The organism is Micrococcus sp. KT16 (genome assembly GCF_003315015.1).
GTDB lineage: Bacteria > Actinomycetota > Actinomycetes > Actinomycetales > Micrococcaceae > Micrococcus > Micrococcus luteus.
Genome location: NZ_QNRG01000003.1, coordinates 196,286 through 222,102 on the forward strand (window position 1 = coordinate 196,286; position 25,817 = coordinate 222,102).

22 protein-coding genes are annotated in these 25,817 nt (G+C 73.3%); 9 read left to right on the top strand and 13 right to left on the bottom strand.

Going from position 1 to position 25,817, the window contains the following annotated elements; translation table 11 throughout:
- Positions 1 to 4 precede the first annotated feature (4 nt).
- Entirely contained in the window at positions 5 to 1,420 is a 1,416-nt protein-coding gene (locus tag DE149_RS04355) for a bifunctional dTDP-4-dehydrorhamnose 3,5-epimerase family protein/NAD(P)-dependent oxidoreductase (RefSeq protein ID WP_113914028.1), read from the top strand.
- A 60-nt stretch (positions 1,421 to 1,480) separates the two neighbouring features.
- Here DE149_RS04355 and DE149_RS04360 read toward each other — a convergent pair whose 3' ends face one another.
- Positions 1,481 to 2,884 carry a polysaccharide biosynthesis tyrosine autokinase gene (locus DE149_RS04360; protein WP_113914029.1) on the bottom strand — a complete coding sequence of 468 codons (1,404 nt, stop codon included), beginning with the start codon at positions 2,882 to 2,884 and terminating at the stop codon, positions 1,481 to 1,483.
- A gap of 315 nt (positions 2,885 to 3,199) precedes the next feature.
- Here DE149_RS04360 and DE149_RS04365 point away from each other — a divergent pair, with 315 nt between their 5' ends.
- The 3 genes from DE149_RS04365 (at position 3,200) to pth (ending at position 5,755) form a co-directional block, all read left to right on the top strand.
- Complete coding sequence (locus DE149_RS04365; RefSeq protein ID WP_020626569.1) at positions 3,200 to 4,363, top strand: O-antigen ligase; 1,164 nt, start codon at positions 3,200 to 3,202, stop codon at positions 4,361 to 4,363.
- A gap of 185 nt (positions 4,364 to 4,548) precedes the next feature.
- Complete coding sequence (locus DE149_RS04370) at positions 4,549 to 5,172, top strand: 50S ribosomal protein L25/general stress protein Ctc (RefSeq protein ID WP_113914030.1); 624 nt, start codon at positions 4,549 to 4,551, stop codon at positions 5,170 to 5,172.
- Between the two features lie 7 nt (positions 5,173 to 5,179).
- Complete coding sequence (pth, locus tag DE149_RS04375; protein ID WP_113914031.1) at positions 5,180 to 5,755, top strand: aminoacyl-tRNA hydrolase; 576 nt, start codon at positions 5,180 to 5,182, stop codon at positions 5,753 to 5,755.
- A 44-nt stretch (positions 5,756 to 5,799) separates the two neighbouring features.
- On the opposite strand, the gene DE149_RS04380 is transcribed toward pth, so the two are convergent.
- Positions 5,800 to 6,375 (bottom strand): low molecular weight phosphatase family protein, encoded by a 576-nt coding sequence (locus DE149_RS04380; protein ID WP_113914032.1) that lies wholly within the window; start codon positions 6,373 to 6,375, stop codon positions 5,800 to 5,802.
- Positions 6,376 to 6,458: 83 nt separating this feature from the next.
- Positions 6,459 to 6,986: a DUF2505 domain-containing protein gene (locus tag DE149_RS04385; protein WP_044659725.1), complete on the bottom strand. Its 528-nt coding sequence runs from the start codon at positions 6,984 to 6,986 to the stop codon at positions 6,459 to 6,461.
- Positions 6,987 to 7,169: 183 nt separating this feature from the next.
- On the opposite strand from DE149_RS04385, the gene DE149_RS04390 reads away from it, so the two are divergent.
- On the top strand, positions 7,170 to 8,249 hold the full coding sequence (locus DE149_RS04390) for a MauE/DoxX family redox-associated membrane protein (protein ID WP_113914033.1): 1,080 nt from the start codon (positions 7,170 to 7,172) through the stop codon (positions 8,247 to 8,249).
- On the top strand, positions 8,246 to 11,890 hold the full coding sequence (gene mfd / locus DE149_RS04395) for a transcription-repair coupling factor (RefSeq protein ID WP_113914034.1): 3,645 nt from the start codon (positions 8,246 to 8,248) through the stop codon (positions 11,888 to 11,890). Before DE149_RS04390 ends, mfd begins: the two co-directional genes overlap by 4 nt.
- 6 nt (positions 11,891 to 11,896) lie before the next feature.
- Here the strand turns inward: mfd and DE149_RS04400 are convergent, their stop codons facing one another.
- Both DE149_RS04400 and DE149_RS04405 read right to left on the bottom strand, forming a co-directional pair.
- On the bottom strand, positions 11,897 to 12,229 hold the full coding sequence (locus tag DE149_RS04400) for a PqqD family protein (protein WP_098093389.1): 333 nt from the start codon (positions 12,227 to 12,229) through the stop codon (positions 11,897 to 11,899).
- Complete coding sequence (locus tag DE149_RS04405; RefSeq protein ID WP_095695445.1) at positions 12,219 to 13,106, bottom strand: nucleotidyltransferase family protein; 888 nt, start codon at positions 13,104 to 13,106, stop codon at positions 12,219 to 12,221. The genes DE149_RS04400 and DE149_RS04405 overlap by 11 nt, the downstream gene beginning before the upstream one ends.
- Before the next feature lie 221 nt (positions 13,107 to 13,327).
- Between DE149_RS04405 and DE149_RS04410 the strand changes: the two genes are divergently transcribed.
- Positions 13,328 to 13,888 carry a hypothetical protein gene (locus DE149_RS04410; protein ID WP_113914035.1) on the top strand — a complete coding sequence of 187 codons (561 nt, stop codon included), beginning with the start codon at positions 13,328 to 13,330 and terminating at the stop codon, positions 13,886 to 13,888.
- Between the two features lie 108 nt (positions 13,889 to 13,996).
- On the opposite strand, the gene DE149_RS04415 is transcribed toward DE149_RS04410, so the two are convergent.
- Complete coding sequence (locus DE149_RS04415) at positions 13,997 to 15,388, bottom strand: polysaccharide biosynthesis tyrosine autokinase (RefSeq protein WP_113914036.1); 1,392 nt, start codon at positions 15,386 to 15,388, stop codon at positions 13,997 to 13,999.
- Between the two features lie 126 nt (positions 15,389 to 15,514).
- Here DE149_RS04415 and DE149_RS04420 point away from each other — a divergent pair, with 126 nt between their 5' ends.
- Positions 15,515 to 16,849: an O-antigen ligase gene (locus tag DE149_RS04420; RefSeq protein ID WP_113914037.1), complete on the top strand. Its 1,335-nt coding sequence runs from the start codon at positions 15,515 to 15,517 to the stop codon at positions 16,847 to 16,849.
- Positions 16,850 to 16,859: 10 nt separating this feature from the next.
- Here the strand turns inward: DE149_RS04420 and DE149_RS04425 are convergent, their stop codons facing one another.
- The 6 genes from DE149_RS04425 to DE149_RS04450 form a co-directional block, all read right to left on the bottom strand.
- Complete coding sequence (locus tag DE149_RS04425) at positions 16,860 to 17,798, bottom strand: low molecular weight phosphatase family protein (RefSeq protein WP_113914038.1); 939 nt, start codon at positions 17,796 to 17,798, stop codon at positions 16,860 to 16,862.
- The gene (locus tag DE149_RS04430) at positions 17,795 to 18,862 is read right to left on the bottom strand and encodes an acyltransferase family protein (RefSeq protein ID WP_113914039.1); all 1,068 of its coding nucleotides are present in this window, start codon (positions 18,860 to 18,862) and stop codon (positions 17,795 to 17,797) included. The genes DE149_RS04425 and DE149_RS04430 overlap by 4 nt, the downstream gene beginning before the upstream one ends.
- Positions 18,863 to 18,940: 78 nt before the next feature.
- Complete coding sequence (locus DE149_RS04435; RefSeq protein ID WP_036317357.1) at positions 18,941 to 19,246, bottom strand: hypothetical protein; 306 nt, start codon at positions 19,244 to 19,246, stop codon at positions 18,941 to 18,943.
- 58 nt (positions 19,247 to 19,304) lie between these two features.
- On the bottom strand, positions 19,305 to 19,994 hold the full coding sequence (deoC, locus tag DE149_RS04440; RefSeq protein WP_036317356.1) for a deoxyribose-phosphate aldolase: 690 nt from the start codon (positions 19,992 to 19,994) through the stop codon (positions 19,305 to 19,307).
- 20 nt (positions 19,995 to 20,014) lie between these two features.
- Positions 20,015 to 21,745, bottom strand: a complete 1,731-nt coding sequence (locus DE149_RS04445) for a phospho-sugar mutase (RefSeq protein ID WP_113914040.1) — start codon at positions 21,743 to 21,745, stop codon at positions 20,015 to 20,017.
- Positions 21,745 to 22,590 carry a purine-nucleoside phosphorylase gene (locus DE149_RS04450; protein WP_044659714.1) on the bottom strand — a complete coding sequence of 282 codons (846 nt, stop codon included), beginning with the start codon at positions 22,588 to 22,590 and terminating at the stop codon, positions 21,745 to 21,747. Before DE149_RS04450 ends, DE149_RS04445 begins: the two co-directional genes overlap by 1 nt.
- 73 nt (positions 22,591 to 22,663) lie before the next feature.
- Between DE149_RS04450 and DE149_RS04455 the strand changes: the two genes are divergently transcribed.
- Complete coding sequence (locus DE149_RS04455; protein WP_113914081.1) at positions 22,664 to 24,094, top strand: NAD(P)H-quinone dehydrogenase; 1,431 nt, start codon at positions 22,664 to 22,666, stop codon at positions 24,092 to 24,094.
- Positions 24,095 to 24,216: 122 nt separating this feature from the next.
- Here the strand turns inward: DE149_RS04455 and DE149_RS04460 are convergent, their stop codons facing one another.
- Positions 24,217 to 25,653, bottom strand: coding sequence for an MFS transporter (locus DE149_RS04460; RefSeq protein ID WP_113914041.1), 1,437 nt, complete (start codon positions 25,651 to 25,653; stop codon positions 24,217 to 24,219).
- Between the last annotated feature and the right edge of the window lie 164 nt (positions 25,654 to 25,817).

Consider the following 25,817-nt stretch of genomic DNA (forward strand, 5'->3'; position numbering starts at 1 on the left):
GCTGATGCGCATCACCGAGACCGCCATCCCCGGCCTGCTCGTCCTCGACCTCGACGTCCACGGGGACAACCGCGGCTGGTTCAAGGAGAACTGGCAGCGGGAGAAGATCCGCGCCCTCGCCGCCGAGCACCCCCGCCTCGCCTCGCTCGCCCCGGTGCAGAACAACATCTCCTTCAACGACGCCGTCGGCACCACCCGCGGCATCCACGCCGAACCGTGGGACAAGTACGTGGCCGTCGCCCACGGCCGGATCTTCGGCGCCTGGGTGGACCTGCGGGAAGGGCCGTCCTTCGGTGCCGTCGCCACCGTGGAGCTCGGCCCGGACAAGGCCGTCTTCGTGCCGCGCGGGGTGGGCAACTCCTACCAGACGCTCGAGCCGGACACCGCCTACACCTACCTGGTGAACGACCACTGGTCCGCCGACGCGCAGGGCCAGTACACGTTCCTCAACCTCGCGGACCCGACGGCGGCCATCGCCTGGCCCATCCCGCTCGAGGACGCCGAGCTCTCGGACAAGGACCGCGCCCACCCGATGCTCGCGGACGTCACCCCCATGCCGCCCGCCCCGATCCTCGTGCTCGGCGCCGGCGGCCAGCTCGGCCGCGCCCTCGTGGCCCGCGCCGAGGCCGCGGGGATCCCGGTCGAGGCCCATGGCCGGGACACCTGGGACATGACCGATCCGGTGTCCTGGCCGCGGGAGCACTTCCGCGGCCTGCGCGCCGTGGTCAACGCGTCCGCCATGACCGCGGTGGACGCCGCTGAGACGCCCGAGGGCCGGGCCCAGGCCTGGGCCGTCAATGCGACCGCCGTCGCCGAGCTCGCCCGCCGCTGCACCGAGGCCGGCGTCCCCCTGGCCCACGTCTCGACCGACTACGTGTTCGACGGCGCCCTCCCCGTGGGGCAGGAGCACCCGGTGGACCACCCGCTTGCGCCGCTGGGCGTCTACGGCCAGTCGAAGGCCGCCGGCGAGGCCGCGGTGCGCACCGCGCCGCGGCACTGGATCGTGCGCACCTCCTGGGTGATCGGGGAGGGGAAGAACTTCGTGGCCACGATGGCCTCCCTCGCCGAGCGCGGGATCGACCCGGCCGTCGTCGCCGACCAGCACGGCCGCCTCACCTTCGCCGACGACCTCGCCGACGCCCTGCTGCACCTGGTCACCACGGACGCGCCCACGGGCACGTTCCACATGACCAACAGCGGCGACGTGGTCACCTGGCACGACGTCGCCCGGTGGGTCTTCGAGGACACCGGCCACGACGCCGCGCGCGTCTCCGCTACTACCACCGCCGCGTACCTGGCCGGCAAGGAGGGCGTGGCCCCGCGGCCGACCAACAGCGCCCTCGACCTCGGGCCCCTGGCCGCCGTCGGCTACACCGCCCCGGATCAGCGCGGACGCCTGCGGACGTACCTGAGGCGCTGACCGCGTCTCGCGCGACGAAGCCCCCGCCGGCTTCGGCGGGGGCTTCGTGCGTGGGGGCGATCAGCTGCGCGTGCGGGCCTTGCGGCGTGAACGCCGACCCTTCCTCGCGGACGAGCCAACGCTCGAGAGGTACTTCTCGTAGGACTTGTGGTACGTGCTCTCGTACCCGTAGCCGTAGGAGTAGCCGCCGCCGCGCTGGGAGCGCGCGACGCCGTTCATGACCACGCCCAGCAGATGCGCGTCCACCGCGGCGAGATTCTCCACAGCCGCCTCCAGGTGGTCCTTGCGGGTCCGCCCCTGACGCACCACGAGCACCGTCCCGTCCACGGCCGTGGCCAGGAGGGAGCCGTCCGTGACGGGCAGCAGGGGAGGGGAGTCGACGATGACGAAGAAGTCCTCCGATGCCAGCTTCAGCAGGGCCCGCATGCGCTTCGAGCCCAGCAGCTCCGACGGGTTCGGGGGCGTCCGGCCGGCGGGGAGCAGCGTGAGGTTCGGGATTCCGGTGGCCGCGAGGGCGTCGTCCGGCTGCACCTCACCGGCCAGCACCTCGGACAGGCCCACGTCGCCCGCCACCTGGAAGAGCTCGTGCTGCCGGGGGCGCCGAAGGTCGGCGTCCACCACGAGCACCCGTTCGCCTGCCAGGGCCAGGGCGCGGGCCAGATTCGAGGCGACGGTCGACTTGCCCTCGGAGGGGTCCGCGCTCGTGAACGAGACGACGCGGGGCGGCTCGTCGACGGAGACGAACTTGAGGTTGGTGCGCAGCGCCCGGATGGCCTCGCCGGCCCGGGGATCGAGGTCCACGGCCGCCTCGCCCGTGCGAGTCAGGGACGCGTTCTCCGGAACGGCGCCGATCACGCCGGCGCCGGTGATCTCCTTCACGTCGGCGCGGCTGCGCACCTTCACGTCCAGGAGACGACGGAGCACGGCGATGGCGAGTCCCGCACCCAGTCCGGCCACGACGCCCAAGAGGACGTTGCGCCGGGTGTCAGGGCTCACGGGGGCAGAGGGTACGCGGGCGTCGGACAGCGGCACGACCTCCAACGGGCTGTTCTTGTCCACGTCCGCCGCCACGTCCGCCGTCGCCTGCAGAGCACTGTTCGCGAGCTGCGCGGCGGTCTCGGGATCCGTCGAGGTGGCGGTCACCTTGATCATGCTGGACTCGGGGACGAGCACCGCGGAGAGCGAACCGTCGCCGTCCTGCCCCGTGTCCTGGGCCACGCGTTCACGCACGGCCTCGCTGTTGATCAGGGCGACGTAGGCCTGAGCCCGGCTCTCGGCGGGCAGGTTGCTGGTGATGAGGCTCTGATCTGCAGCCCGCGCGGCGAGGAACCCCTGAGATTCGGACGCGTAGATCCGGGGCTGCAGCGCGGAGTAGCCCCAGCCCAGCAGACCCCCCACGAGGGCGGCCGCCAGCAGCAGGAGGAGGTTGGCGCGCAGCAGGCGGAAGAAGTCGACGATCGTCACGGAGCACCTCGGGGGTCATGGACGGGAATGCGCGGGCCGTCGTGGGCGAGGCACGCGCGGTCCACGGTACCAAGACCCCTCGTGCGGTCTGCCGGGCCCGAGGACGAGGCACGCCACCGCGCTACGCTGAGCCGAGTATCGCCCGGCGTCCATGAAAGGTTCCGCACCATGCGCCCGAGCACGCCCCGTGACCGGACGGCTGCCCGCGCCATGGGGGCCGTCGCGCCACCCGAGGCCCGGCCTGCCAGGCGTCACGCCTCACTCGGCCTCGTCCCGGACGGTCAGGCCGCGTGGACCCGCTCCCCGTGGAACCCCTTGGTCACGCCGGCCTCACCGCGGCTGTTCGAGGCCGTGCTGGCCATCGGCCTGGTGATGGATGCGTTCACCGCTCCCGGCCTGCCGATCCCGTTCGCGGAGTTCTCCGCCATCCTTCTGCTGCTCCTCGCCTCATTCCGGCAGCCCCGCCGGGACCTCTCCCACTACGGCGTGCTGGCCCTCGTCGCACTGGCCCTGGTGGCGTATCTCGTCGCGGTGACCGTGCACAACGACCTCGACCCCACGCGTCGCGCCACGAGGATCACGCTCCTGATCCTGCTGATCTACGCCATCGCCAGCGAGAGGATCGACATCAAGGGCGTCCTCTACGGGATGACGGCCGGCGCACTGATCAACGTGCCCCTCTTCTACGCGGGCCTGGCCCCGGACACCTACGGCGGCTACCTCACCGGGTTCCTGGGGGACAAGAACGTCTCCGGCCTCTTCTATGCGCTCCTGCCCGTGCTGCTCGTGGCCACCATGCAGCGCATGGGCCCCAAGCTCCTCGTGCTGGGCGCCGGCTCCGCCCTGACGTTCCTCACCGGCTCGCGGACCTCGATGGCCGGTCTGCTCTGCGCCGTCGTGTGGATCCTCGTGAGCCCCTACCTGGGGCGGGTCCTCCGTATCGCACTCGCGGTCGTCATGGGCTGGTTCGTCAGCTGGGCCGAGGAGAACCTGGCCGACCTCGGCATCTTCGGAGACCGCACCGGCACGGACTGGTTCCGGGCTGAGATCCAGCAGGCGTCCGCGGAGAAGGTGGCCGACACCTCGTTCTTCGGCCAGGGGCTCTCCACCGCCGTCGTCGATCTGGACAACGTGACCATGTTCTTCCACAACTCCTATCTGGGGCTGCTGGTGGAGGGCGGCTGGCCGTTCCTGATCGTGGTGGTGGGCGCCTACCTGTGGCTGTGCCTGCGGCCCTTCGCCCGGACGCACCGATCGCCGTCCCGCGTGGCTGTCGAGGCCGCCGCGCTCATCATCCTGGTGACCTCCCTCCAGCTGGGTGAGGTGTTCATCACGATCTTCGGCGCCGTCGTCCTCGGCTGCGGCCTGCTGCTGAGCGCCCAGGAGGACGACGAATCCCACGGCGCGTCCGCGGGTGAACGGGCTCACCGCCGCAAGCTGGACCGCATCGTGGAGCGGTCCCGACGAGCGGGCCGCTGAGCGCGACGAGCATCACCGGTGCTATCCTGTCCAGGTTGCCCAGGCGAGGGAGCGCGCGCTCCGTGATCGACGAGGCCGCCGCCGCGCGTCAGCGTGCTGACCCGCTGCGGCACTGAAGCCCCCTCCTGGCCGCATCCCGCGCCGCCCCCGGCTGCGCGGCCGAGACCCCCACAGGAGGACGCATCATGTCTGACCAGCTCAAGATCAAGGTCACCCGCCGCACCGACTTCGGCAAGGGTGCCGCCCGCCAGGCCCGCCGCGCCGGCCTGATCCCCGCCGTCGTCTACGGCCACGGCCAGGAGCCCGTGCACCTGCTGCTGCCGGCCCAGGAGACCACCCTGGCCGTCCGGAACCCCAACGCCCTGCTCACCGTCGTGAACGAGGCCGGCGAGGAGCACCTGGTCCTGCCCAAGGACATCCAGCGCCACGCCATCAAGGACACCGTGGACCACCTGGACCTCATCGAGGTCCGCCGCGGCGAGAAGGTCATCGTCGAGGTCACCGTGCAGGTCGAGGGCGAGGTCGCCCCCGGCAACGAGTACGTGCTGGACTACGTCACCGTGCCGGTCGAGGCCGAGGCCACCGACCTGCCCGAGGCCGTCACCATCTCCATCGAGGGCCGCGAGGCCGGCGACCACGTGTACGCCCCGGACGTGCAGGTCCCCGCCGGCGCCACGCTGCAGCTCGAGGACGACATCGCCATCGCCACCGTCTCGGAGGTCGTCGAGCAGGACCTCGGCGACGAGTCCGTGCAGGAGGAGCAGGCCGCCGAGTCTGCCGAGGGCGAGTCCGAGGGCTCCGAGGACTGATCACGCCGTGACGACGGGGACCACGCTCATCGTCGGGCTCGGCAATCCCGGGCCCGAGTACGAGAGCACCCGTCACAACGTCGGCCAGATGGTGGCGGATGAGCTCGCCTCCCGCATGGGGGTCGGGTTCACCCGCCACCGGGCCGGCGCCGTGGTGGCCACGGGTCGCCTCGGCATCGGGGGGCCGCGCGTCGTGCTCGCGAAGTCCACCGGCTACATGAACGTCTCCGGACGCCCCGTCTCCGCGCTGGCGTCCTTCTACGGGATCGGACCCGAGGACCTCGTGGTGGTCCATGACGAGCTGGACATCCCGTTCGACACCCTGCGTCTCAAGCGCGGCGGGGGAGAGGGCGGCCACAACGGCCTGAAGTCCATCACCGCCTCGCTCGGCACGAAGGACTACGCCCGCGTGCGCGTCGGCATCGGCCGGCCCCCGGGCCGCATGGACGTGGCCGACTTCGTGCTGCGCCCCTTCACGAAGCCCGAGCAGGACGTCCTGCCGCTGCACGTGGACCGCGCGGCGGACGCCGTCGAGAAGCTCGTCACGGACGGGCTCGAGGCCGCCCAGCAGGCGTTCCACTGAGTCTCCCGCCCCGCGGCATCCTCGACGGGGGTGCAGCCCCACGCTCAGGGGGTCGGGGTCACGGCACGGGCCAGGGCATCCGCGATGGTCTCCAGCGCGGGATCCATGATCCGGATCATCTCCGCGTACCCCTCCACCGGTCCGCGGAACGGGTCCACGACGTCGAGGGGCTGGGTGGTCGACCGTGCGAGGGCCCGGTGGTGGGCCGCCTCCGCCGCGAAGGCACGCACTCCTCGGCCCGCGGGGATCCAGTCCCGTCCGTCCCGCGCGTCCAAGATGCGGACCAGCGCTGCGAGCTCCAGTACGGTGAACACCCGCGCGACGGCCTGCGGCACCTCCCGCAGCGCGAAGCGCATGTGCTCCTGAGCCGCCGCCAACACGAGATCCGCCTCCGCGACCATGAACGGCTGCAACGCGGCGGGCCGATGGTCCGCGAGGCCGGCGACACCGGCCTCGGCGCCGAGCCGCACGAGCGGCGGGGGCACTCTCAGGGCCTGGTTCGGCTGGGAGCCGACGCTGCCGACCTCCACCCGGCCGGGGACCAGAGCCGCCAGCCGTCCCTGCAGGGCCCGGCTCGCATAGGCCGATCGGCACACGTTGCCGGTGCACACGATGAGCACGGCGTCCGGCGAGGGAAGGGCCCGGCGCCCCCGCCGGGCAGGCGGAGCCGAGCTCGACAGCGCCGGGCGACGGGAGAACGAGATCAACCGCGCGCGGCTCCGCCGTCACGCTCGAGCCACGAGGACAGCGCCCGGGCCTGACGATTGACGACCTTGCCGACCATCGGCTCGGCCTTCGCCGCGAGCTTCGAGCCCACCAGCGGGATCCGGCAGACGAGGGTGCCGTCCACGGAGAACTGGGAGCCCTCACCGGCGGCGGTCAGGCGGAGGGAGCCGTCCGCCGTCGCCTTGGCGGAGGGAACGGTGATGGTGGTGGTGCCGGCGCGGGAGCCGTCCGCGGCGGGCGCGTCCCAGCGCTCCACCTGCTCCACCTGGAGGGCGGAGCCGATGAGCTTGCGGGCCATGTCCGGGACCCGGTCCGGGATACGGTCCGCGGGCAGGGAGCGCACGGCGGTGACGGTCATCGCGCCCTCCGGGGAGCCCTCCACGGAGAACGAGACCAGGGAGCCGCCGAAGGACTCGACCACGGAACGGTGGAAGTCCTCGGACGCCAGGGCGGCTGCCACGGCCGCCGGCGGGTGCGGGATGGACTGCTGAGCGGAAAAGGCCACGGTGTCTCCTCGGGGTCAAGTCGGGCCGCGCCCGGCGGGCCGTGAGAGGCCGGCACCGGTTCGCCGACGGCGATGGGCGTCCATCCCTCACCTTATATGCTGGCCTCCGCGACCCGGGTCCCGTGCACGGCGCCGGGACCGGCCGCGCGACCCCTCGTGAACCCCCTGGAAGGTGTGTCCGCCATGTCGGCACTCTGGGCCGTGGCCCTCATCATGCTCCTGAGCGGGACGGCGAAGCTCCGTTCCGGCGAGGACGTGCAGGCCACGTTCACCCGGCTCAGGGTGCCCCGCCCGTTCGCGGCCCCCGCCCTGGCGCGCGCGTTCCCCTGGCTCGAGCTGCTGCTCGCCGCCGCCCTCCTGCAGCCCTTCACCCTGCTGCGTCCCGTCGTCGGCCTGGTGGCCGTGGCCCTCTTCGCCGCCTTCCTCGCGCTCGTGGTCCGGGCCCAGGACGACGGCGTCTCGTGCGGCTGCTTCGGCGAGGCCTCGGCCGCCCCGATCTCCCGCACCACCGTGGTCCGCAACGTCGTCTTCCTGGCCCTCGCCGTGTTGGCCCTGGCCGAGGGGATCGTCTCGCTGGCGGTGCACGGCGCGGGCCTGGCCTGGCAGCCGCTCACCGCCTTCGGTGCCGGGGCGTGGGCGTGGGCCCTGCTCGTGTCCGTGCTGCTCGCGACCGCCGCGTTCCTGGCCGGGCGCGAGTCCGTCCCGGCCGCACCCGACGCCGCCCCGGCGACGCCCACGCCCGAGGCCCCGGCCGCCGTCGACCCGGCCGACGGCGCCGAGCCCGAACGCCACCCGTTCCCGGACGCCGTCGTGGTCGCGGACGGCGAGTACACCGGTCTGCACCGGCTGGTCCAGGACGGGGCCGTGGTGGCCCTGCGCCTGTCCACCGGGTGCGGCTCCTGCGCGCGGGTGATCGCGCGGCTGGACGAGTTCAAGGACGCGCTCGGGCCGGTGCGGCTGCGGGTCCTCATGCCCCAGCGCGCCCCCGGCGCCGACGGGGCGATCCGCAGCGGCGCCGTCGACGCGTCGCTCGTGCTCACCGACCCGAACGGCGCCGCCTCGCAGGCCATCGGCCTGCACTCGTTCCCCACCGCCGTGCTGCTCGGCACGGACCGGCTCACCGCCGGCGGCCCCGTGGGCGGCGCCGACGACGTGCTCGCCTTCCTCGAAGAGATCCGCGAGATCATGACCACCGAACTGCCCGCCGTCACGGACGCCGCCGTCACCGACGGCCCCACCGCTGCCCCGGAGGTCCGCGCATGACCACCCCCGTCCTCGCCCCGCTGCTGCCGCGCCTGCGCGCCGAACGCGCGTTCGAGGCGGCCGCCGCCTCCGCGTCCCGCCCGCTCGAGGCCCGGGGCGTCGAGCTGGAGATCGGCCTGCCCGACGGCGCCCGCGCGCCCCTGCTGACCGTCCTCGCCGAGGCGCTGGCCGAGGGCCACGGCGAGCGCGCCGCCGTCCTCGTGGTCACCGCGACCACCCGCGAGGCCGAGGACCTCGTGACCGACCTCGCCGCCTGGGCCCCCGCCGGTGCCGCCGCGCTGTTCCCGTCCTGGGAGACGTTGCCCCACGAGCGCCTGTCCCCGCGCTCGGACACCGTGGGCGCCCGCCTGGCCGTGCTGCGCCGCCTCGCCCACCCGGAGGAGCACGCGGAGGGCCCGCTGCGCGTCGTCGTCGCCCCCGTGCGCGCCGTGCTGCAGCCCCTCGTGGCCGGGCTCGGCGAGCTGAGCCCCGTGACCCTGCGGACGGGGGAGGAGCGCGACTTCGACGGCGTGGTGGCCGCGCTCGCGGACGCCGCCTACTCCCGCGTGGACATGGTCAGCCGGCGCGGCGAGTTCGCCGTGCGCGGCGGGCTGATCGACGTGTTCCCGCCCACCGAGGACTACCCCGTGCGCATCGAGTTCTTCGGGGACGAGGTGGAGCAGATGCGCTGGTTCTCCGTGGCGGACCAGCGCTCCCTCGAGGACACCACGGAGGACGGCTCGGGCCACCCGTCCGAGCTGTACGCGCCCCCGTGCCGCGAGCTGCTGATCACGGACCACGTGCGCCGGCGCGCGAAGGAGCTGATCCCGGTCATGCCCGCCGCCGCGGACATGCTGGACCGGATCGCCGAGGGCGTGGCCGTGGAGGGCATGGAGTCCCTCTCCCCGCTGCTGGCCGAGGCCATGACGTCGCTGCCGCGCATGCTGCCCACCGGCTCGCTGACCGTCCTCGTGGAGCCCGAGCGCCTGCGCGGCCGCGCCGACGACCTGCTGGCCACCAACGAGGAGTTCCTCCAGGCCGCGTGGGCCGGCGCCGCGCAGGGCGCGGTCGCCCCGGTGGACGTGGCCGGGGCGGACCAGTCCGCCGCGGGCGGCTTCCTCACGGTGGCCGAACTCCGCGCGGCCGCCCTCGAACAGGGCCAGGGGTTCTGGTCCGTCACCGCGCTGGTCTCGGACGACGAGCTGCTGCCCGACGCCGCCACCCTGCGCGCCACCCTCGGCGTCCCGCAGACCTTCTCGGGCGACATCGAGGCCATGGTCGCGCACACCCGCGTCCGGCTCGCGGAGGGGTGGCATGCCGTGGTCCTCACCGACGGCCCCGGCTCCGCGCGCCGTCTCGCCGAGCTCACCACGGAGGCCGGCCTCACGGCCGCCGTGGTGGACGGGCCCCTGCCCGCGGACCTCGCCCCGGGGCGGGTCTCCATCGCGACGGCGCCCGTCGGCTCCGGCTTCACGATCCCGGACGCGCAGATCGCCCTGATCACGGAGCACGACCTCTTCGGCCGGCACCGCACCGCGGGCACGCGCGCCCCCGGGGCGCGGCTGGCCCGGAAGCGGCGCAACGCCGTCGACCCGCTGACCCTGCAGCCCGGGGACCACGTGGTGCACTCCCAGCACGGCATCGCCCGCTTCGTGGAGCTGCAGCGCCGCAAGGTCACCGGCGGCCCGCGCACCGTCCCCGGCGCCGAGGAGTCCTACCGCGAGTACCTCGTGCTCGAGTACGCGCCCTCGAAGCGCGGCGCCCCGGGCGACCGGCTGTTCGTGCCCACCGACCAGCTCGACCTGATCTCCACCTACGTGGGCGGGGAGACGCCGTCGCTGTCCAAGATGGGCGGCTCGGACTGGGCGCAGACCAAGTCCAAGGCCAAGCGCGCCACCCGCGAGATCGCCGGCGAGCTCATCCGCCTGTACTCGGCCCGCATGGCCTCGCGCGGCCACGCGTTCGCCCCGGACACCCCGTGGCAGGGCGAGCTGGAGGAGGCCTTCCCGTTCATCGAGACGCCGGACCAGCTGACCACCATCGAGGACGTCAAGAAGGACATGGAGGCGGCCGTTCCCATGGACCGGCTCGTCTCCGGCGACGTCGGCTTCGGCAAGACCGAGGTGGCCGTGCGCGCCGCGTTCAAGGCGGTGCAGGACGGCAAGCAGGTGGCCGTCCTCGTCCCGACGACGCTGCTCGCCCGCCAGCACCACCAGACGTTCTCCGACCGGTTCGCCGGCTTCCCCGTGAAGGTGGCCGCGCTCTCCCGGTTCCAGACCGCCAAGGAGTCCAAGGAGGTCGTCGAGGGGCTCGCGCACGGTGAGGTGGACGTGGTGATCGGCACCCACCGGCTGCTCTCCGACCAGGTGCAGTTCAAGGACCTGGGCCTGGTGATCGTGGACGAGGAGCAGCGCTTCGGCGTCGAGCACAAGGAGGCGCTGAAGAAGATGCGCACCAACGTGGACGTGCTCGCCATGTCCGCCACGCCCATCCCGCGCACCCTCGAGATGTCCCTCACCGGCATCCGCGAGACCTCCACGCTGGCCACCGCCCCGGAGGAGCGCCACCCCGTGCTCACCTCGGTGGGCCCGTACTCGGACCAGCAGGTCACCGCGGCCATCCGCCGCGAGCTGATGCGTGAGGGCCAGGTGTTCTACGTGCACAACCGCGTCACCACCATCGACAAGGTGGCCAAGCGCATCGCCGAGCTGGTGCCGGAGGCCCGGATCGCCGTCGCCCACGGCAAGATGAGCGAGGCCCGGCTCGAGCAGATCATGGTGGACTTCTGGGAGCGGAAGTTCGACGTGCTCGTCTCCACCACGATCATCGAGACCGGCCTGGACATCGCCAACGCCAACACCCTGATCGTGGAGGACGCCCACCGCTACGGCCTCTCGCAGCTGCACCAGCTGCGCGGCCGCGTGGGCCGTGGCCGCGAGCGGGCGTACGCGTACTTCCTGTACGACCCGCAGAAGCCCCTGGGCGAGGTGGCCCTCGAACGCCTCAAGGCCGTGGCCACCCACAACGAGCTCGGCGCGGGCATGCAGCTGGCCATGAAGGACCTCGAGATCCGCGGCGCCGGCAACCTGCTGGGCGGGGAGCAGTCCGGCCACATCGCCGGCGTGGGCTTCGACCTCTACCTGCGGATGGTGGGCGAGGCCGTGGCCGACTTCAAGGGCGAGGAGGACACCGCGCCCGCCGAGGTGAAGGTGGAGCTGCCGGTCAACGCCCATCTGCCGCACGACTACGTGCCGGGGGAGCGGCTGCGCCTGGAGATGTACCGCAACCTCGCCCAGGCCGCGGACGACGCCGCCGTGGACGCCGTGGTGGAGGAGCTCAAGGACCGCTACGGCCCGCTGCCGGAGCCGGTGGAGGCGCTCGTCGCCGTCGCCCGGTTCCGCAACCGGGCCCGGGCCGCGGGCGTCACCGAGGTGATGCTGCTGGGGCAGAACGTGAAGTTCGGCCCCGCCGCGGACCTGCCGGAGTCCCGTCAGATGCGCCTGACCCGCATGTACAAGGGCGCCCAGGTCAAGCCGGCCCTGAACGGCGTCCTCATCCCGCGTCCCAAGACCAAGCCGGTCATGGGTCAGGATCTCGTGGACGTCCCGCTGCTCGAGTGGGCGCAGCAGGTGGTCGACGCGATCTTCGCGCCGGAGGGCTGAGCCGGGTCAGGCCGTCCTCACGCGGTCGAGGACGCCGTGCGTCTCGAGCATCTCGAGGAAGGCGTGGACGTCGGCTGCGACGTCGGCGGGAGCGAGGCCGAACGCCTCCGCCACCTGGACCGTGACGTCCGTCGTCGACAGCGGCACCGGCGGATCCGCGATCAGGTCGTCCCCCGGGGTGCGGCCGCCCACGAGGACGTCCCAGATCACGTCGCCCGAGGCGCCCAACAGCAGCGGCTGACCGGCCTCGAGCGTCATGACGGCGGCCTGGCCGCCGGCGGTGCGGGCCCACGCGATGTCGGGGGCGAGCGCCCAGCCCTCGGTGGTCTCACCGGTCACGGCGCACCGCCTTCGTCCAGGCCCAGCCGGCGAGTGCGCCGAGCCGGGCGCGCTGCTCGCGCCACAGGTCTGCGCGGGTGACGGGTCGGCCCAGGCGCATCTGCAGATGGGGGCGGTTCACCGGGATCGTGCGGGCCACGAGGGCGGCCCGCTCCCGCACCGTGGCGGCCGACCGCCACCGGGTGCGGAACAGCTCAAGACCGCTCTGGCTCTCGTGCAGCGCCGCGAAGAGGGTCAGCTGCCGGGTGTCGACGCCGTCGGCGGCCTCGCCCGTGGCGACGTGCCAGGCCGCACCCGCGTCCAGCCGGTGGGCTTCCTCGCGCAGGGCGGCCCAGCTCTCGGCGGGGAGGGACTCCCGGATGTGCCGGACGTCGAGGCCACCGCGGAACGGGTCGCGGGCCGCGTGGACGATCACGACGAGCCGCTGATGGCGCGGGCTCGGCACCGGGACAGACCGGCCGGCGATCACGAGGTGGATGTGCTCGCTCCACAGGGCGTCGAAGGCCGCCTCGGGGGACGCGCCGAGGCCGGGGAAGAGCCGATGCACGTCCACGTACCCCAGCTGGTCATGCCAGAGCGTGGCCGCGTGCTGGAAGATCGACCCCTGAGAGAAGGTGGCGACCGGTTCCCAGCCGTGGGAGCCCAGGAGTGCGATGACGGCGTCGGCATCGGCCGGAGGGACCAGCAGGTCCACGTCCGAACTGCGGCGATGATCGGGATAGACGCCGGGCTCGGTGGCGTAGCCCTTGAGATGCAGGCCGCGGATGCCGGCCCGGTCCAGCAGATGCGTGATGCGGGCGTGAGCGAGGCGGACGCGGACCTCGAGGTCCAGGGACGGCGGGGCGGCCGGTCGCTGTCCCGTCGCATGTTCCCCCATGGCCGCGAGCATAGTCGACCGTCAGAAGGGTCCATCGGTGACCGTGCCGGCGCGCCATCCCTGGAATGTGCGACAGGGCTGGCAGTGAGCTGTGAGACTCGTCTAGACTCACCTGGAGAGTTCCACAGCCGATGCTCACCGAGTAAGCCGCGGTGCTCCGTCCACTCGCGTGACCCCGTTCGGGCGCGAAAGCCACACCTCGACTCGAAACGAGTGAAGCCATGCAGAAGAACACCTCCACCCTCTCCCGTCGCAAGGTGACCGCCGGCATCGCGTGGTCGGTTCCGGCCGTGGCCGCCGTCGCCGCCGCCCCCTTCGCCGCGGCCTCGCCCACCGGCTGCGTCTCGGCCGTGCCGGGCGCCGCGGTCAAGTTCCCCGGTGGCAGTGGCCCCGATGGCATCTTTCAGGCCTACGGCTTCACCATCACCATCACCAACACGTCGCCCACCCCCGTGTACGTCAACCCGGGCACGGTGACCGTGGAGTTCGAGGGCCACCCCACCCGGGGCGGCGAGGCGCGTCTCTACACCGCCAACCCGTGCAGGGGAGGCAAGCGACTGGCCGCCATGGACCCCGCGCTGCTCCTGCAGTCGGGCCAGTCCAAGACCTACTACTACGTGGTGAACAACACCGGCAACTCGGCCCAGGAGTCCGGCTGCGTCAAGGGCAAGCTGCAGCTGGCCCTGCCGACGAACGCTCCCGAGGGCGCGGATCTCTGCAACGACGGCATCGTCGAGTTCAGCAACTGCTTCGAGACCACCCCGCCCTCGGCGAAGTGCTGATCTTCTGAGCACCGCCACGAAGGGCCCCGCCTCCTCAGAGGCGGGGCCCTTCTGCATCCCCGGGCCCGTGCCGTCGATGCGACGACCTGGCCCTGCGGCCGGGCGCCGTCAGCGTGGCGACGCGTCACCCGTAGTCCCGGTCGCGGCCTCGGCGGCGTCCCGGGGCGCCTGGTAGTAGACGTCGTAGCTGCCGCCGTCCGCGCCGTAGCCCCCGCCGTAGTAGTCCGAGCCCACGCCGGAGGCCGGGGTGCCGTTGAGCACGACGCCGAGCACCCGGGCGTTGACGCCCGCGAGCATGTCCCGGGCCACCTCGAGGTGCTCCTTGCGGGTCTTGCCGTGGCGGATCACCAGGACGGTGCCGTCCACCGCCGCAGCGAGCAGGGTGGAGTCCGTGACGGGCAGCACGGGCGGGGCGTCCACGAGCACCATGTGCGTCTCGGCGAGGGCGGTGAGCAGGTCCTTCATCCGCTCGGAGCCGAGCTGTTCGGACGGGTTCGGGGGAGTGCGGCCGGCAGGCAGGAGGAGCAGCCCGTCCTCGCCCACGGGGATCAGCACGTCCTGGAGGGCGACGTCCCCGTTGAGGACCTCGGACAGGCCCACGCGGCCGTCGACGCCGAACTGCAGGGCCTGGCGGGGGCGCCGCAGATCGGCGTCGATGAGGATCACCGGCTGGCCGGCGGCCGCCACGGTCAGGGCCAGGTTGCCGATCACCGTCGACTTGCCCTCGCCGGGGTTCGAGCTGGTGAACGCGATGGTGCGGGGCGGATCGTCCACCGCAGCGAACCGCAGGTTGGTCCGCAGCTGACGCACCGCCTCCGACGCGCGGGGGGAGAGGGGCGCCATCGGCGCCGTGCGTTCCGCCTTCATGCTGGGGTCCAGGGGGATGGCGCCGAGCAGGCCCGCCCCGCCCGCCACCTGGGCGTCCGTCGTCGTCCGCACGTTGACGTCGAGCAGCCGCCGCAGGAGCGCGACGATCAGGCCGAGGACGAGGCCTGCGCCCAGGCCGTACAGCAGGTGGCGGACGCGGTCCGGGCTCGAGGGCGTGGCCGGCGCGAGGGCGTCCTCCATGGCCGTGACCTTGACGTTGGACGTCGGATCGAGCTCGTTCGCCACGTCGGCGGTCGCCACGAGCGCCCCGTTGGCCAGCGCGGCGGCCTGCTGCGCGTCGGGGGCCACGGCGGACACCGTGATGAGGTTCGAGTTCGGCACCAGGGCGGCGCTCATGGTCGCGCCGGCGGTGTCCAAGCCCTCGGACGCGATCCGCTCGCGGACCGTGCGGCTGTTGATCAACGGGATGTAGGACTGGGCGCGGGTCTGGGCGGTCTCCGTGCCGGAGATGCTCGCCTCCCCCTCCACCGTGACGAACGCGGACGAGGTGGCGGTGTACAGCGTGGGCTGCAGCAGCGAGTAGACAAGGCCCATCGCCAGGCCCAGGGCGGCGCACCCCAGGATCACCAGGCGGTTCGCACGCAGCACACGGAGGAAATCGATGATGTTCATGGGATCCCAGGATCGAAGGGCAGCGACTCAGGTCACTCTAACAAGCGGGACAGCCCATTCCTTCGCACTCGTCTACGCTGGGCGTGGGGCGGAGACGCGCCCCGGCAGGGCGACGGAGGGGCGGTCATGACGGTGGGGCACGATGCGCACGGACCGCGGCACTCCGACCCCCGCTACGTGGCCCTGCAGGCGGAGCGGGAGAGACACGCCCGCGCCGCCGCCCGCGGCACGTCCGTGTGGTCGGCCGACCCGGACGCCGTCGTCCCCCGCGAGCCCCTGCGCATCCCCGAACTGCTGCTCGGCGCCCTGCTGGCCATGGAGGCGTTCGGCGTCCCCCTCGGCCCCGTGGCGCTCCCGCTGAACGAGGCCGGCATGCTCCTGCTGCTGGCCCTGGCGCTGTGCCGACGGTCCCGCCGCGATGTCTCCGCCCTCGGGTTGACCGCCGTGCTCGCCGCCGCCGTGCTGCTGTTCCTCGCGATCGTCTCCGTGTCCCAGGGCATCCCGGACCTGGAGTGGCTGCGCCGGTGGGTGCGGATGGCGGCCCTCGTCGGGCTCGTCGGCTGCATCGCCGGCGGCCGGCTCAGCCTGCGCTCGCTGGCCGTCGGGCTCGGCGCCGCCATGGCCCTGAACGTGCCCCTCTTCTACGCCGGCCTCGTGCCCGCGCCCTACGGCAGCTTCCTGACCGGCGTCCTCGCGGACAAGAACGTGGCGGGCCTCTACTACGCGGCCATGCCGGTCCTGGCGCTCGCCCTCGTGCGGACGCGGCGGTGGAAGCTGATCCTGCTCGTCGCCGCCGCGGTGTGCGTCGTCCTCACGGGCTCCCGCACCTCCATGGCGGGCTTCGCCTGCGCCGTCCTGTGGCTCTGGCTGACGCCGCGGATGGGGGCGGGTCTGCGCCTGGTCCTGCTGGCGGTCCTCGCCTGGGCGGTCGCGTTCGCCGAGGAGAACCTGGCCCGCATCGCCTTCTTCGCGGACCGCACCGGCACGGACTGGCTGCGCTCGAACATCCAGGCCGAGACGGCCGTGCGCGTCGCGGAGACGCCGTGGTACGGCCGGGGCCTCACCACGGCGTACGTGGACTTTGGCGGGTCCACGTGGCACTACCACAACTCCTACGCGGGCCTCTACACCGAGGGCGGCGTCGTGCTCCTCCTCGCCGTCCTCGGCGCCTACGCATTCTTCGGGCTGCGCCTGTTCAGCGCCCGGCTGCGCACCCCCTCGCGTGTGGCGGTGGAGGCGGCGGCCGTCGTCGTGTTCGTCTCCGCGACGCAGCTGGGCGAGGTGTTCATCACGATCCCGAGCATGCTCGTCGTCGCCGCCGGCGTGACCCTCTGGCTTCACGAGCGGGACGCCCCGCTCGAGAGCGAGGTGCTCGAGCGGCGCCGTCGTCGGGTGCTGGCCGCGGCGCGCCAGGGGCAGCACGCCCCGTCCTCCGGCGGGCACGCCGTCCCCGATCTCTGACGCCGGCCGGTCAGGCGCCCGTCGGCTCCTCCTCCACGAGGTCCCCGTCGAGGGCCCGGGCGATCTCCCACGCCAGCAGCTCGACGATCGGCTGCGCGGTCTGCGCCATCGCGGCGTAGCCCTCGGCGGGGCCGCGGAACGGGTCCGGCAGATCCGCGTCCGGTCGCTCCCCGTGGGCGATCAGGCGGGAGCGCAGCTCCGCCAGGGCCGTCACGAGCGCGGTGACGCCGGCGCCCGGAGGGACCGACGCGGCGAGCTCCTCGCCGTGGTCGCGCAGGAGGGTGCCCATGCCGAGGATCGTGAAGGTCCGGCGCACCGCCGCGGGGTCCTCGCGCAGCACCTCGTCCAGGTGGTCGTCCGTCGCGGTCAGGACGAGGTCCTGGTCGGCCAGCGAACGCCCGGTCAGCTGCTGCGGTCGATGCTGCGTCAACGCGGCGCGGACTCGGCGGCTCGGTGCGAGGTCGAGCAGCGGACCCGGGACGGTCAGCGCCTGGTTCGGTTCCGTGCCCGCGCTCGTGACCTCCGCGCGGCCCCGGTCACCGAGCAGGGCGTTGAGCTGCGCCTGCAGCGCGTACTCCACATAGGCGGAGCGGCAGATGTTGCCCGTGCACACGACGAGGACGCGGGCGCTCGGCACGGGGCCGGGGACACGGTCGGCCGGTGCGGCAGGCGAGGCCGGCTCAGCGGCCGCGGCGGTCGCGGGAGCCACTGCGCGCTCGGCCTGCGTCGCACGCTGCCGCGGCGCGGCGGGGTCGGCCGGGTGGGGGAGGAACGCCGGGCCGAGCCGGAACTCGGCGAGGCGATCCTCCCGCGCCGTGGCGGCCGCCGGGGCGCCGGCGTCACCGCCGTCACCCGCCGGGTGGCCGCCGTCGCGGGTCGGCACCTCGGGCTCCTCCGGCGTCGGCGGCAGGAACGGATTGCGGATCGGGGGGCGATGATCCCTGCTCATGGGTGTGTCCTCTCCGAGGCGGTCGGGACGCGCGGCAGCGCGGACGTGACGGGGTGCGGGGGCTCCACGTGTCGCAGGCGGTGCACCGGGTGCCAGCGGCGGCGCGCCCCCGTGAACGGCTTGGACAGGGGGGTGGCGAGCAGGGCGAGGCCTGCCAGCCAGCTGAGGGCGAGCGCGAGGGCGAACTTGGCGGCGTTGTCCTCCACGCCGTGGCGCGTGACCCACATCAGCACCCAGCCGTGCAGCAGCACCACCACCGTGCCCGTCCGGACCAGGGCGGTGATGGCGCGGCGCAGGGCCTGACCCGTCCCGGTGCGTCGGGCGAAGGAGCGCAGCAGTCCCTCCACCGTGGAACCGAACACGAGCACCATCCCCGCGGACATCAGGACGCCCACGGCGGGGGTGAGCACCGGCGTGCCGAAGCCGCCGAACTTGATGTTGGGCGGCTCCAGGCCCAGCCGGACCGCGACCAGACCGAGCAGCACCAGGCCGACGCCGATGAGCGTCCGATGGCGCCGCACGTGCGGCTGGACGCGGCGGCGGAACGTTTCGCCGCTGAGGACGAACAGCAGGCAGGGCAGGGCCAGCCCGACGCCCAGTGGCGTGCGGGCGATCGCGGAGTCCGGCACGAAGTGGGCCCACGCCAGCCCGGCCAGGCCCACGGCCCAGGCGACGGCGGACGGGAAGCGCTCGAGGAATCGGCGCAGCACCGTGGTGAAGAACAGGACGGAGATGAACCAGAACGCCCACCACGGGGGCTCCTGGTCCGCGCCCCCGTACCAGCCGGTGATCATCAGGCGCCTCAGGAGGTCGGGGTCGTCGGCGAACCACGCGAACGCGGCCACGGACATGAGCGCCGCCCACACCAGGTACGGCACCATCAGGCTCCGGAAGCGGCCCCGCACGTCCGTGGCCCAGGGGCGGCCGCGCGTCCAGAAGTAGCCGGTGAGGAAGAAGAACAGCGGCATCCGCCAGATCTCCAGGTACCGGCTGAAGGTGAGGTCCGTCAGGTACGCGTGACCCAGCACCACCGCCGCGATGGAGACAAGCCGAAGGGCGTCCACCCCCGTGTTGCGGGTGGACGCCCTTCGGCGCGCGGCGGCCGGACGACCTGTGTCAGCGATCCTCGGCTCCGGGACGGCTCAGCGGTGCGCGGCGCCGGTCTCGACGGCGTGGGCGCCGGAGGCGGCGTGCTCGACGACGGGACGGGTGTGGATGGCGGTGGTGTCCACGGTGTCGCTGCGGCCCAGGAACGCCTTGGGGATCATGAAGGCCACAGTGGCCAGGGCCAGCGCGATCAGGCCGGGGATCCAGACCGACTCGAGCGACCAGAAGCCCATGGCGTAGAGGCAGCCGAGGAACGCGCCGAAGGCGACGATGAAGGCGATCAGGGAACCCCAGACGCCGCCCACGTTGGAGTGGTCGATGGCCTTGCCGTTGCGGATCACGTGATGCTCCTTCGGTGCGGTCCCGGCCGGGGCGGACGCCCGGCCGAAGTGATGCGAGTCAGTCGGATCCCAGGATAGCAAGCGCGGAGCTGGCCCCGATCCGGGTGGCGCCGGCCTCGATCATCGCCAGGGCGTCCGCGCGGGTGCGCACCCCGCCGGAGGCCTTCACGCCGATGCCTTCGCCCACGGTGCGGCGCATCAGCGCGACGTGCTCGACGGTGGCGCCCGCGGTGGAGAAGCCCGTGGAGGTCTTCACGAAGTCCGCCCCGGCCTCGACCGCGGCCTCGCAGGCCAGGACGATCGCGTCGTCGTCCAGCAGGGCGGTCTCCACGATCACCTTGAGCAGCGCCCCGCCGTCGCCCGCGGGGCCATCCGCGTGCGCGGCCTCGGCCACGGCGCGGACGTCCGCGACGAGCCGGTCGCGGTCCCCGGCACGGGCCGCGGCGACGTCGAGGACCATGTCCACCTCGTCCGCGCCGGCGTCGATCGCCTGCCGGGCCTCGAAGGCCTTGACCTCCGAGGCGTTGGCGCCGAGGGGGAAGCCGATCACGGTGCAGGTCAGCACGTCCGAGCCCGCGAGCTCGGCGGCCACCAGCGGCACCCACACGGGGTTGATGCAGACGCTCTTGACCCCGGCCTCGCGGGACTCGGCCACGAGGCGGCGCACGTCCGCCTCCGAGGTGTCGGCCTTCAGGGCGGTCGCGTCGATGTACTTCGCCAGCTCGGCGGTGGTGAGGGAGACGGTCATGTCCGCCAGCCTACCGAGGCTCAGCCGCCCACGAGGGCCGTCACCTCGGCGCGCAGCGCCTCGAGCCGCTCGGCGGCCGCGGCCGGGTCGGCGTCCCGGGTGCCGAGGTAGCACTTGAGCTTCGGCTCGGTGCCGGAGGGGCGCACGAGGACGCGGGTGCCGGAGTCGGTGGCGAACAGCAGTGCGTCCGTCGGCGGCAGCCCGTCCCCGCCGGCGGCCAGGTCCCGGCGCACGGTGACCGGTTCCCCCGCGAGCGTGGCCGGCGCCTGCTGACGCAGGGCCGTCATGGTGCGGGCGATCAGGGACAGGTCCGCCACGCGGACCGAGACCTGGGCGCTGGGCATGGCGCCGGTGACCGCGTCGACGTCGGCCAGGGCGTCCATCAGGCCGCGTCCCTGCGCTGTGAGGGCGGCGGCCAGCTCCGCGGCCATGAGGGCGGCCGTGATGCCGTCCTTGTCCCGCACCATGTCCGGGTCCACGCAGTAGCCGAGGGCCTCCTCGTAGCCGAAGCCGAGGTCCGGGGCGCGGGAGATCCACTTGAAGCCGGTCAGCGTGACGTGGTGCCTCACCCCGTTCGCCTCCGCCAGGGCGGCCAGCTGCGGGGAGGAGACCACGGAGTTCGCGGCGCTGCGGCCGGCCGCGTGCAGGGCCGGCATCGCGTGCGCGCCCAGCAGCGTCCCGACGGCGTCGCCCGAGAGCATCCGCCACGTGCGGACGCCGTCCGCGTCGGTGACGGGCGCGGCCAGGGCCAGGCGGTCGGCGTCGGGGTCGTTGGCGATCACCAGGTCCGCGTCCACCTCGGCGGCCAGGGCGAGGGCGAGGTCCATCGCCCCCGGCTCCTCCGGGTTGGGGAACGCCACCGTGGGGAAGGCCGGGTCCGGGGCGGCCTGCTCGGCCACCACGTGGACGGGGCCGAAGCCGGCGTCCTCGAGCAGGCCCGGGACCACGGCGCCGCCCACTCCGTGCAGGGGCGTGTAGACCACGCGCAGGTCGCGGTGGCCGTGCCGGTCGTCGTCGAGCACGCCGAGGGCCGCCGCACGGTAGGCCTCCAGCAGGTCCGGCCCGGCCACGGTCCAGCCGTCGTCGGCGAGCGGGATATCCGCGGCCCACGCCGCGTGGTCGATGCGGGCGGCGATCTGCGCGTCCGCGGGGGAGACGATCTGCGCCCCCCGGCCCGCCTCGTCCGTGAGCCGCCCGCCGAGGTAGACCTTGTAACCGTTGTCCGCGGGCGGGTTGTGGCTGGCCGTGACCATCACGCCCGCGTCCGCGCTGAGATGGCGCACCGCGAAGGCGAGCACCGGCGTCGGCAGCGGGTCCGGCAGCAGGACGGTCTGCACGCCCGCGGCCGTCAGGACGGCGGCCGTGTCCGCGGCGAAGGCGGCCGAGCCGCGCCGCGCGTCGTACCCGACGACGGCCAGCGGCGGGGCCGCGTCCCGTCCGACGCCGTCCCACAGGTGGGCGGCCAGACCCGCCGCGGTGCGGCGCACCACGAGCCGGTTCATGCGGGACTCGCCCGGGCCCTCCTCGGCGCGCAGGCCGGCGGTGCCGAAGGCGAGCGGCCCGGCGAAGCGGGCGGCGAGCGCCGCCCGGGCGGCCGCGGCCTCCGGGCCGACGCCGGCGGCCGCGTCGAGCTCGGCGCGCAGGGTGTCCCGGTGCGCGGGATCGGGGTCCTCCGCCGCCCACCGCTCAGCCCGGGCGAGGACGTCCTCCGGGAGCGCGGCGACGTCGTCGTGCGAGGGATGCGCGGGCATCAGAGCCGCCCCACGATGTCCGCGAGCAGACGCGCGATGCGCGGGCCGGCGGCCTGGCCGGCCTCGACGACCTCGGCGTGGGACAGCGGCGTCTCCGAGATGCCGGCGCCGAGGTTGGTCACCAGCGAGATGCCGAACACCTCCAGCCCGGCGTGACGGGCCGCGATCGCGTCCAATGCCGTGGACATGCCGACGAGGTCGCCGCCGAGGGTGCGCGCCATCCGCACCTCGGCGGGGGTCTCGTACTGCGGGCCGGCGAACTGGACGTACACGCCCTCGCGCAGGGACGGGTCCACCTCACGGGCGATCGCACGCAGCCGCGGGGAGTAGAGGTCGGTCAGGTCCACGAACGTGGCGCCGACGAGCGGGGTGGCGCCGGTGAGGTTGATGTGGTCCGCGATCAGGACGGGGGTGCCCGGGGCGATCTCCGGGTCCAGCCCGCCACAGCCGTTGGTCAGCACCACGGTGCGCGCCCCGGCGGCGGCGGCGGTGCGGACGGTGTGCGCCACGGCCTGGGCGTCGCGGGACTCGTAGAAGTGCGTGCGCGAGCCGAAGACGAGGGCGTGCGTGCCGTCCGGCAGCCGGACCGAGCGGATCACCGCGTTGTGGCCGGGCACCTTCGGGGCGTGGAAGCCGGGCACCTCGGCCAGCGGCACGGCGGCGACCTCGTCGCCGATCAGGCCGGCGGCCTCGCCCCAGCCGGAGCCGAGGACGACGGCGACGCGGTGCTCCGCCACGCCCGTCGCCCGGGCGATGGTGTCGGCGGCCGCGCGGGCCTCGGCGAAGCCCGGATGGTCGCCGGTCAAGGGGGAGTCGGGGGAGGGGATGCTGGTCTGGTCGGTCACGTCGTGGAGTCTAGGCGGTGTCCCGTGAGCGCGGGCTAGGACTTTCCCGTCCGCGGCGGACACAATGGAGCCCGTGACCGAGGAAAACAGCACCTTCATCCCGTCCCTGACCATCATCGGCGGCGGCCCCGGCGGCTACGAGGCCGCCATGGTGGCCGCGAAGCTGGGCGCCCGCGTGACCCTGGTCGAGCGCCAGGGGTTGGGCGGCGCGGCCGTCCTCACGGACGTGGTCCCCTCCAAGACGCTGATCGCCGCCGCCGACTCGATGCGCCGCGTGGGCGCCTCCGTGGACCTGGGCGTCGATCTCGGCGGGGCCGAGGTCCACGCGGACATGGGCCAGGTCGGCCGCCGCATCCTGAACCTGGCCCACGAGCAGTCCTCGGACATCCGCGCGGGCCTCGAGCGGGTCGGCGTCCGGGTGATCGACGGCGTGGGCCGCGTCGTCGGCCCCCACGAGGTGTCCGTCCGCGCCCTCGACGACGCCGACGCCGGCGCCGAGCCCGAGATCATCACCTCGGACGCGATCCTCGTGGCCGTCGGCGCGAGCCCCCGCGAGCTGCCCACCGCCGTCCCGGACGGCGAGCGGATCTTCAACTGGAAGCAGGTCTACAACCTCAAGGAGCTGCCCGAGCACCTGATCGTCGTGGGCTCCGGCGTCACCGGCGCCGAGTTCGCCTCGGCCTACAACCGCCTCGGCGCCAAGGTCACCCTCGTCTCCTCGCGCGACCGCGTGCTCCCCGGCGAGGACGCCGACGCCGCCGAACTGCTCGAGAAGGTCTTCGAGGGCAACGGCCTCAGGGTGATCGCCCGCTCCCGCGCCGAGGCCGTCGAGCGGACCGAGACCGGCGTGCGCGTGCACCTCTCCGGCGAGGGCGCCGAGGACACCCCGTCGATCGAGGGCTCCCACGCCCTCGTCGCCGTCGGCGGCGTGCCGAACACGGCGGGCCTCGGCCTCGACGACGTGGGCGTGAAGCTGACCGGCTCCGGCCACGTGCTCGTGGACGGCGTCTCCCGCACGTCCGTGCCGAGCATCTACGCGGCGGGCGACTGCACGGGCAAGCTCGCCCTCGCCTCGGTGGCGGCCATGCAGGGGCGCATCGCCGTCGCCCACCTGCTCGGCGACGCCCTCAAGCCGCTGCGCCCGCACCTGCTGGCCTCGAACATCTTCACCTCGCCGGAGATCGCCACCGTGGGCGTCACGCAGGCGCAGGTGGACTCCGGCCAGTACCAGGCGGACGTGCTGCGCCTGGACTTCCACACCAACCCCCGCGCCAAGATGTCCGGCGCGGAGGAGGGGTTCGTGAAGATCTTCGCCCGTCAGGGCTCCGGCACCGTGATCGGCGGCGTGGTGGTCTCGCCGCGCGCCTCCGAGCTGATCTACGCGCTCGCGCTCGCGGTCACGCACAAGCTGCACGTGGACGACCTCGCGGACACCTTCACCGTGTACCCGTCCATGTCCGGGTCGATCGCGGAGGCGGCGCGCCGCCTGCACGTGCGCATCTGACCCAGAGACGACTTTCGGTCGTGAGATAGGGCCTATCTCACGACCGAAAGCGTCCATTCCCCCGATGTCACGTTCGAAAGTGCGGGCGTGGGCGCGGGGGGAGCGCCGGGGGCCGGCCGGGGTCAGCGCGCGGCGCGACGCTCGCGGGCCGAGGTGACGGTGTCGAGGTCCGTGTGTCGGGTCTCGGGGGAGAGGGCCAGCGCGATGACGGTGATCGCCGAGGCGGCGGCCAGGTAGTAGCCGACGTAGGCGACATCGAACTTCTGCACCAGCCAGGCGGCGATGAACGGGGTCAGCGCTGCGCCGAGGATCGAGGACACGTTGTACGCGATGCCGGAGCCGGTGTATCGGGTGTTCGTGGGGAACAGCTCAGGCAGCACCGCGGACATCGGCCCGAAGGTCAGGCCCATGAGCGTCATGCCGGTGGCCAGGAACGTCAGCATCAGCGGCACGTTCAGTTCCGCACCCACGCCCATGTTCGCCGGCGCGAGCCACAGGCCGAACGAGAGGCCGAACACCACCATGAGCACCGAGATCACGATCAGGGTGGGGCGGCGGCCGAAGCGGTCCGCCAGCAGGCCGGAGACCGGCACGAACGCCGCGAAGAACAGGATGCCGACCAGCTGCAGCACGAGGAACTCGGCGTAGGGGACACCCAGGAAGCCGTTGGCCGGCTTGCCGATCGCGTAGGAGAGGATCCACGTGGTCATCAGGTAGAAGAGCACGTAGGTGGCGTACATGACGAAGGTGCCCAGGATCAGCTCCCACCAGTTGCGGCGGAACACCTCGCCCAGCGGCGCCTTCACACGCTGGTCGCGGTCGAGGGCGCGCTGGAAGACCGGGGTCTCCTCGAGCTTGACGCGGACGTAGAGGCCCACGGCCACCATCACGATCGAGAGCAGGAACGGCAGGCGCCACACCCACGTGAGGAACGGGCCGTCGAGCACCGGGCTCGTGGAGTCGTGGTCGAAGCCGAGCACGAGCGTGAGGAACAGGCCGTTGGCCAGCAGGAAGCCGATCGGCGCGCCGAGCTGCGGCCACATGGCCGCCTGCGCGCGCTTGCCGTCCTTGGCGTACTCGGTGGCCAGCAGGGCGGCGCCGGACCACTCGCCGCCGAGCCCCAGGCCCTGGAAGAAGCGCAGCAGCGTCAGCATGGCCGGCGCCCACAGGCCGATCTGGAAGTACGTGGGCAGCAGGCCGATGAGGAACGTCGCGATGCCCATGGTCAGCAGCGAGCCGATGAGCGTGGTCTTGCGGCCCACGCGGTCGCCCAGATGGCCGAAGACGACGGCGCCCAGCGGCCGGGCGACGAACGCCGCGCCGAAGGTGGCCATGGAGGCCAGCAGGGCCGTGTTGTCGTCACCGCCCGCGAAGAAGATCAGCGGGAACACCGAGACCGCCGCCGTGGCGTAGATGTAGAAGTCGTAGAACTCGATCGAGGTGCCCACGAGCGAGGCGATGATGACCCGCGAGCGGGGCACCTCCTCCGCAGCGGCGACCGCGTCCGACGTGAGATCGGTGGGGGCGCCCGGGTTCGCGGGCGGGGTGGAGTGGGGCATGGTGTCTCCCTGGTATGACGGGCACAGGGGGTCGCGAACGACCACGATGTGAGACGAAGATGCGTGTCAGGTTAAGCCTCGTCGCGCCGATCTGCGAGAGTCATGTCCCCGTCGTCCACCATGTGGAACCAGCCCACGACGCCGGTGCTCCCCGCCGTCGTCGC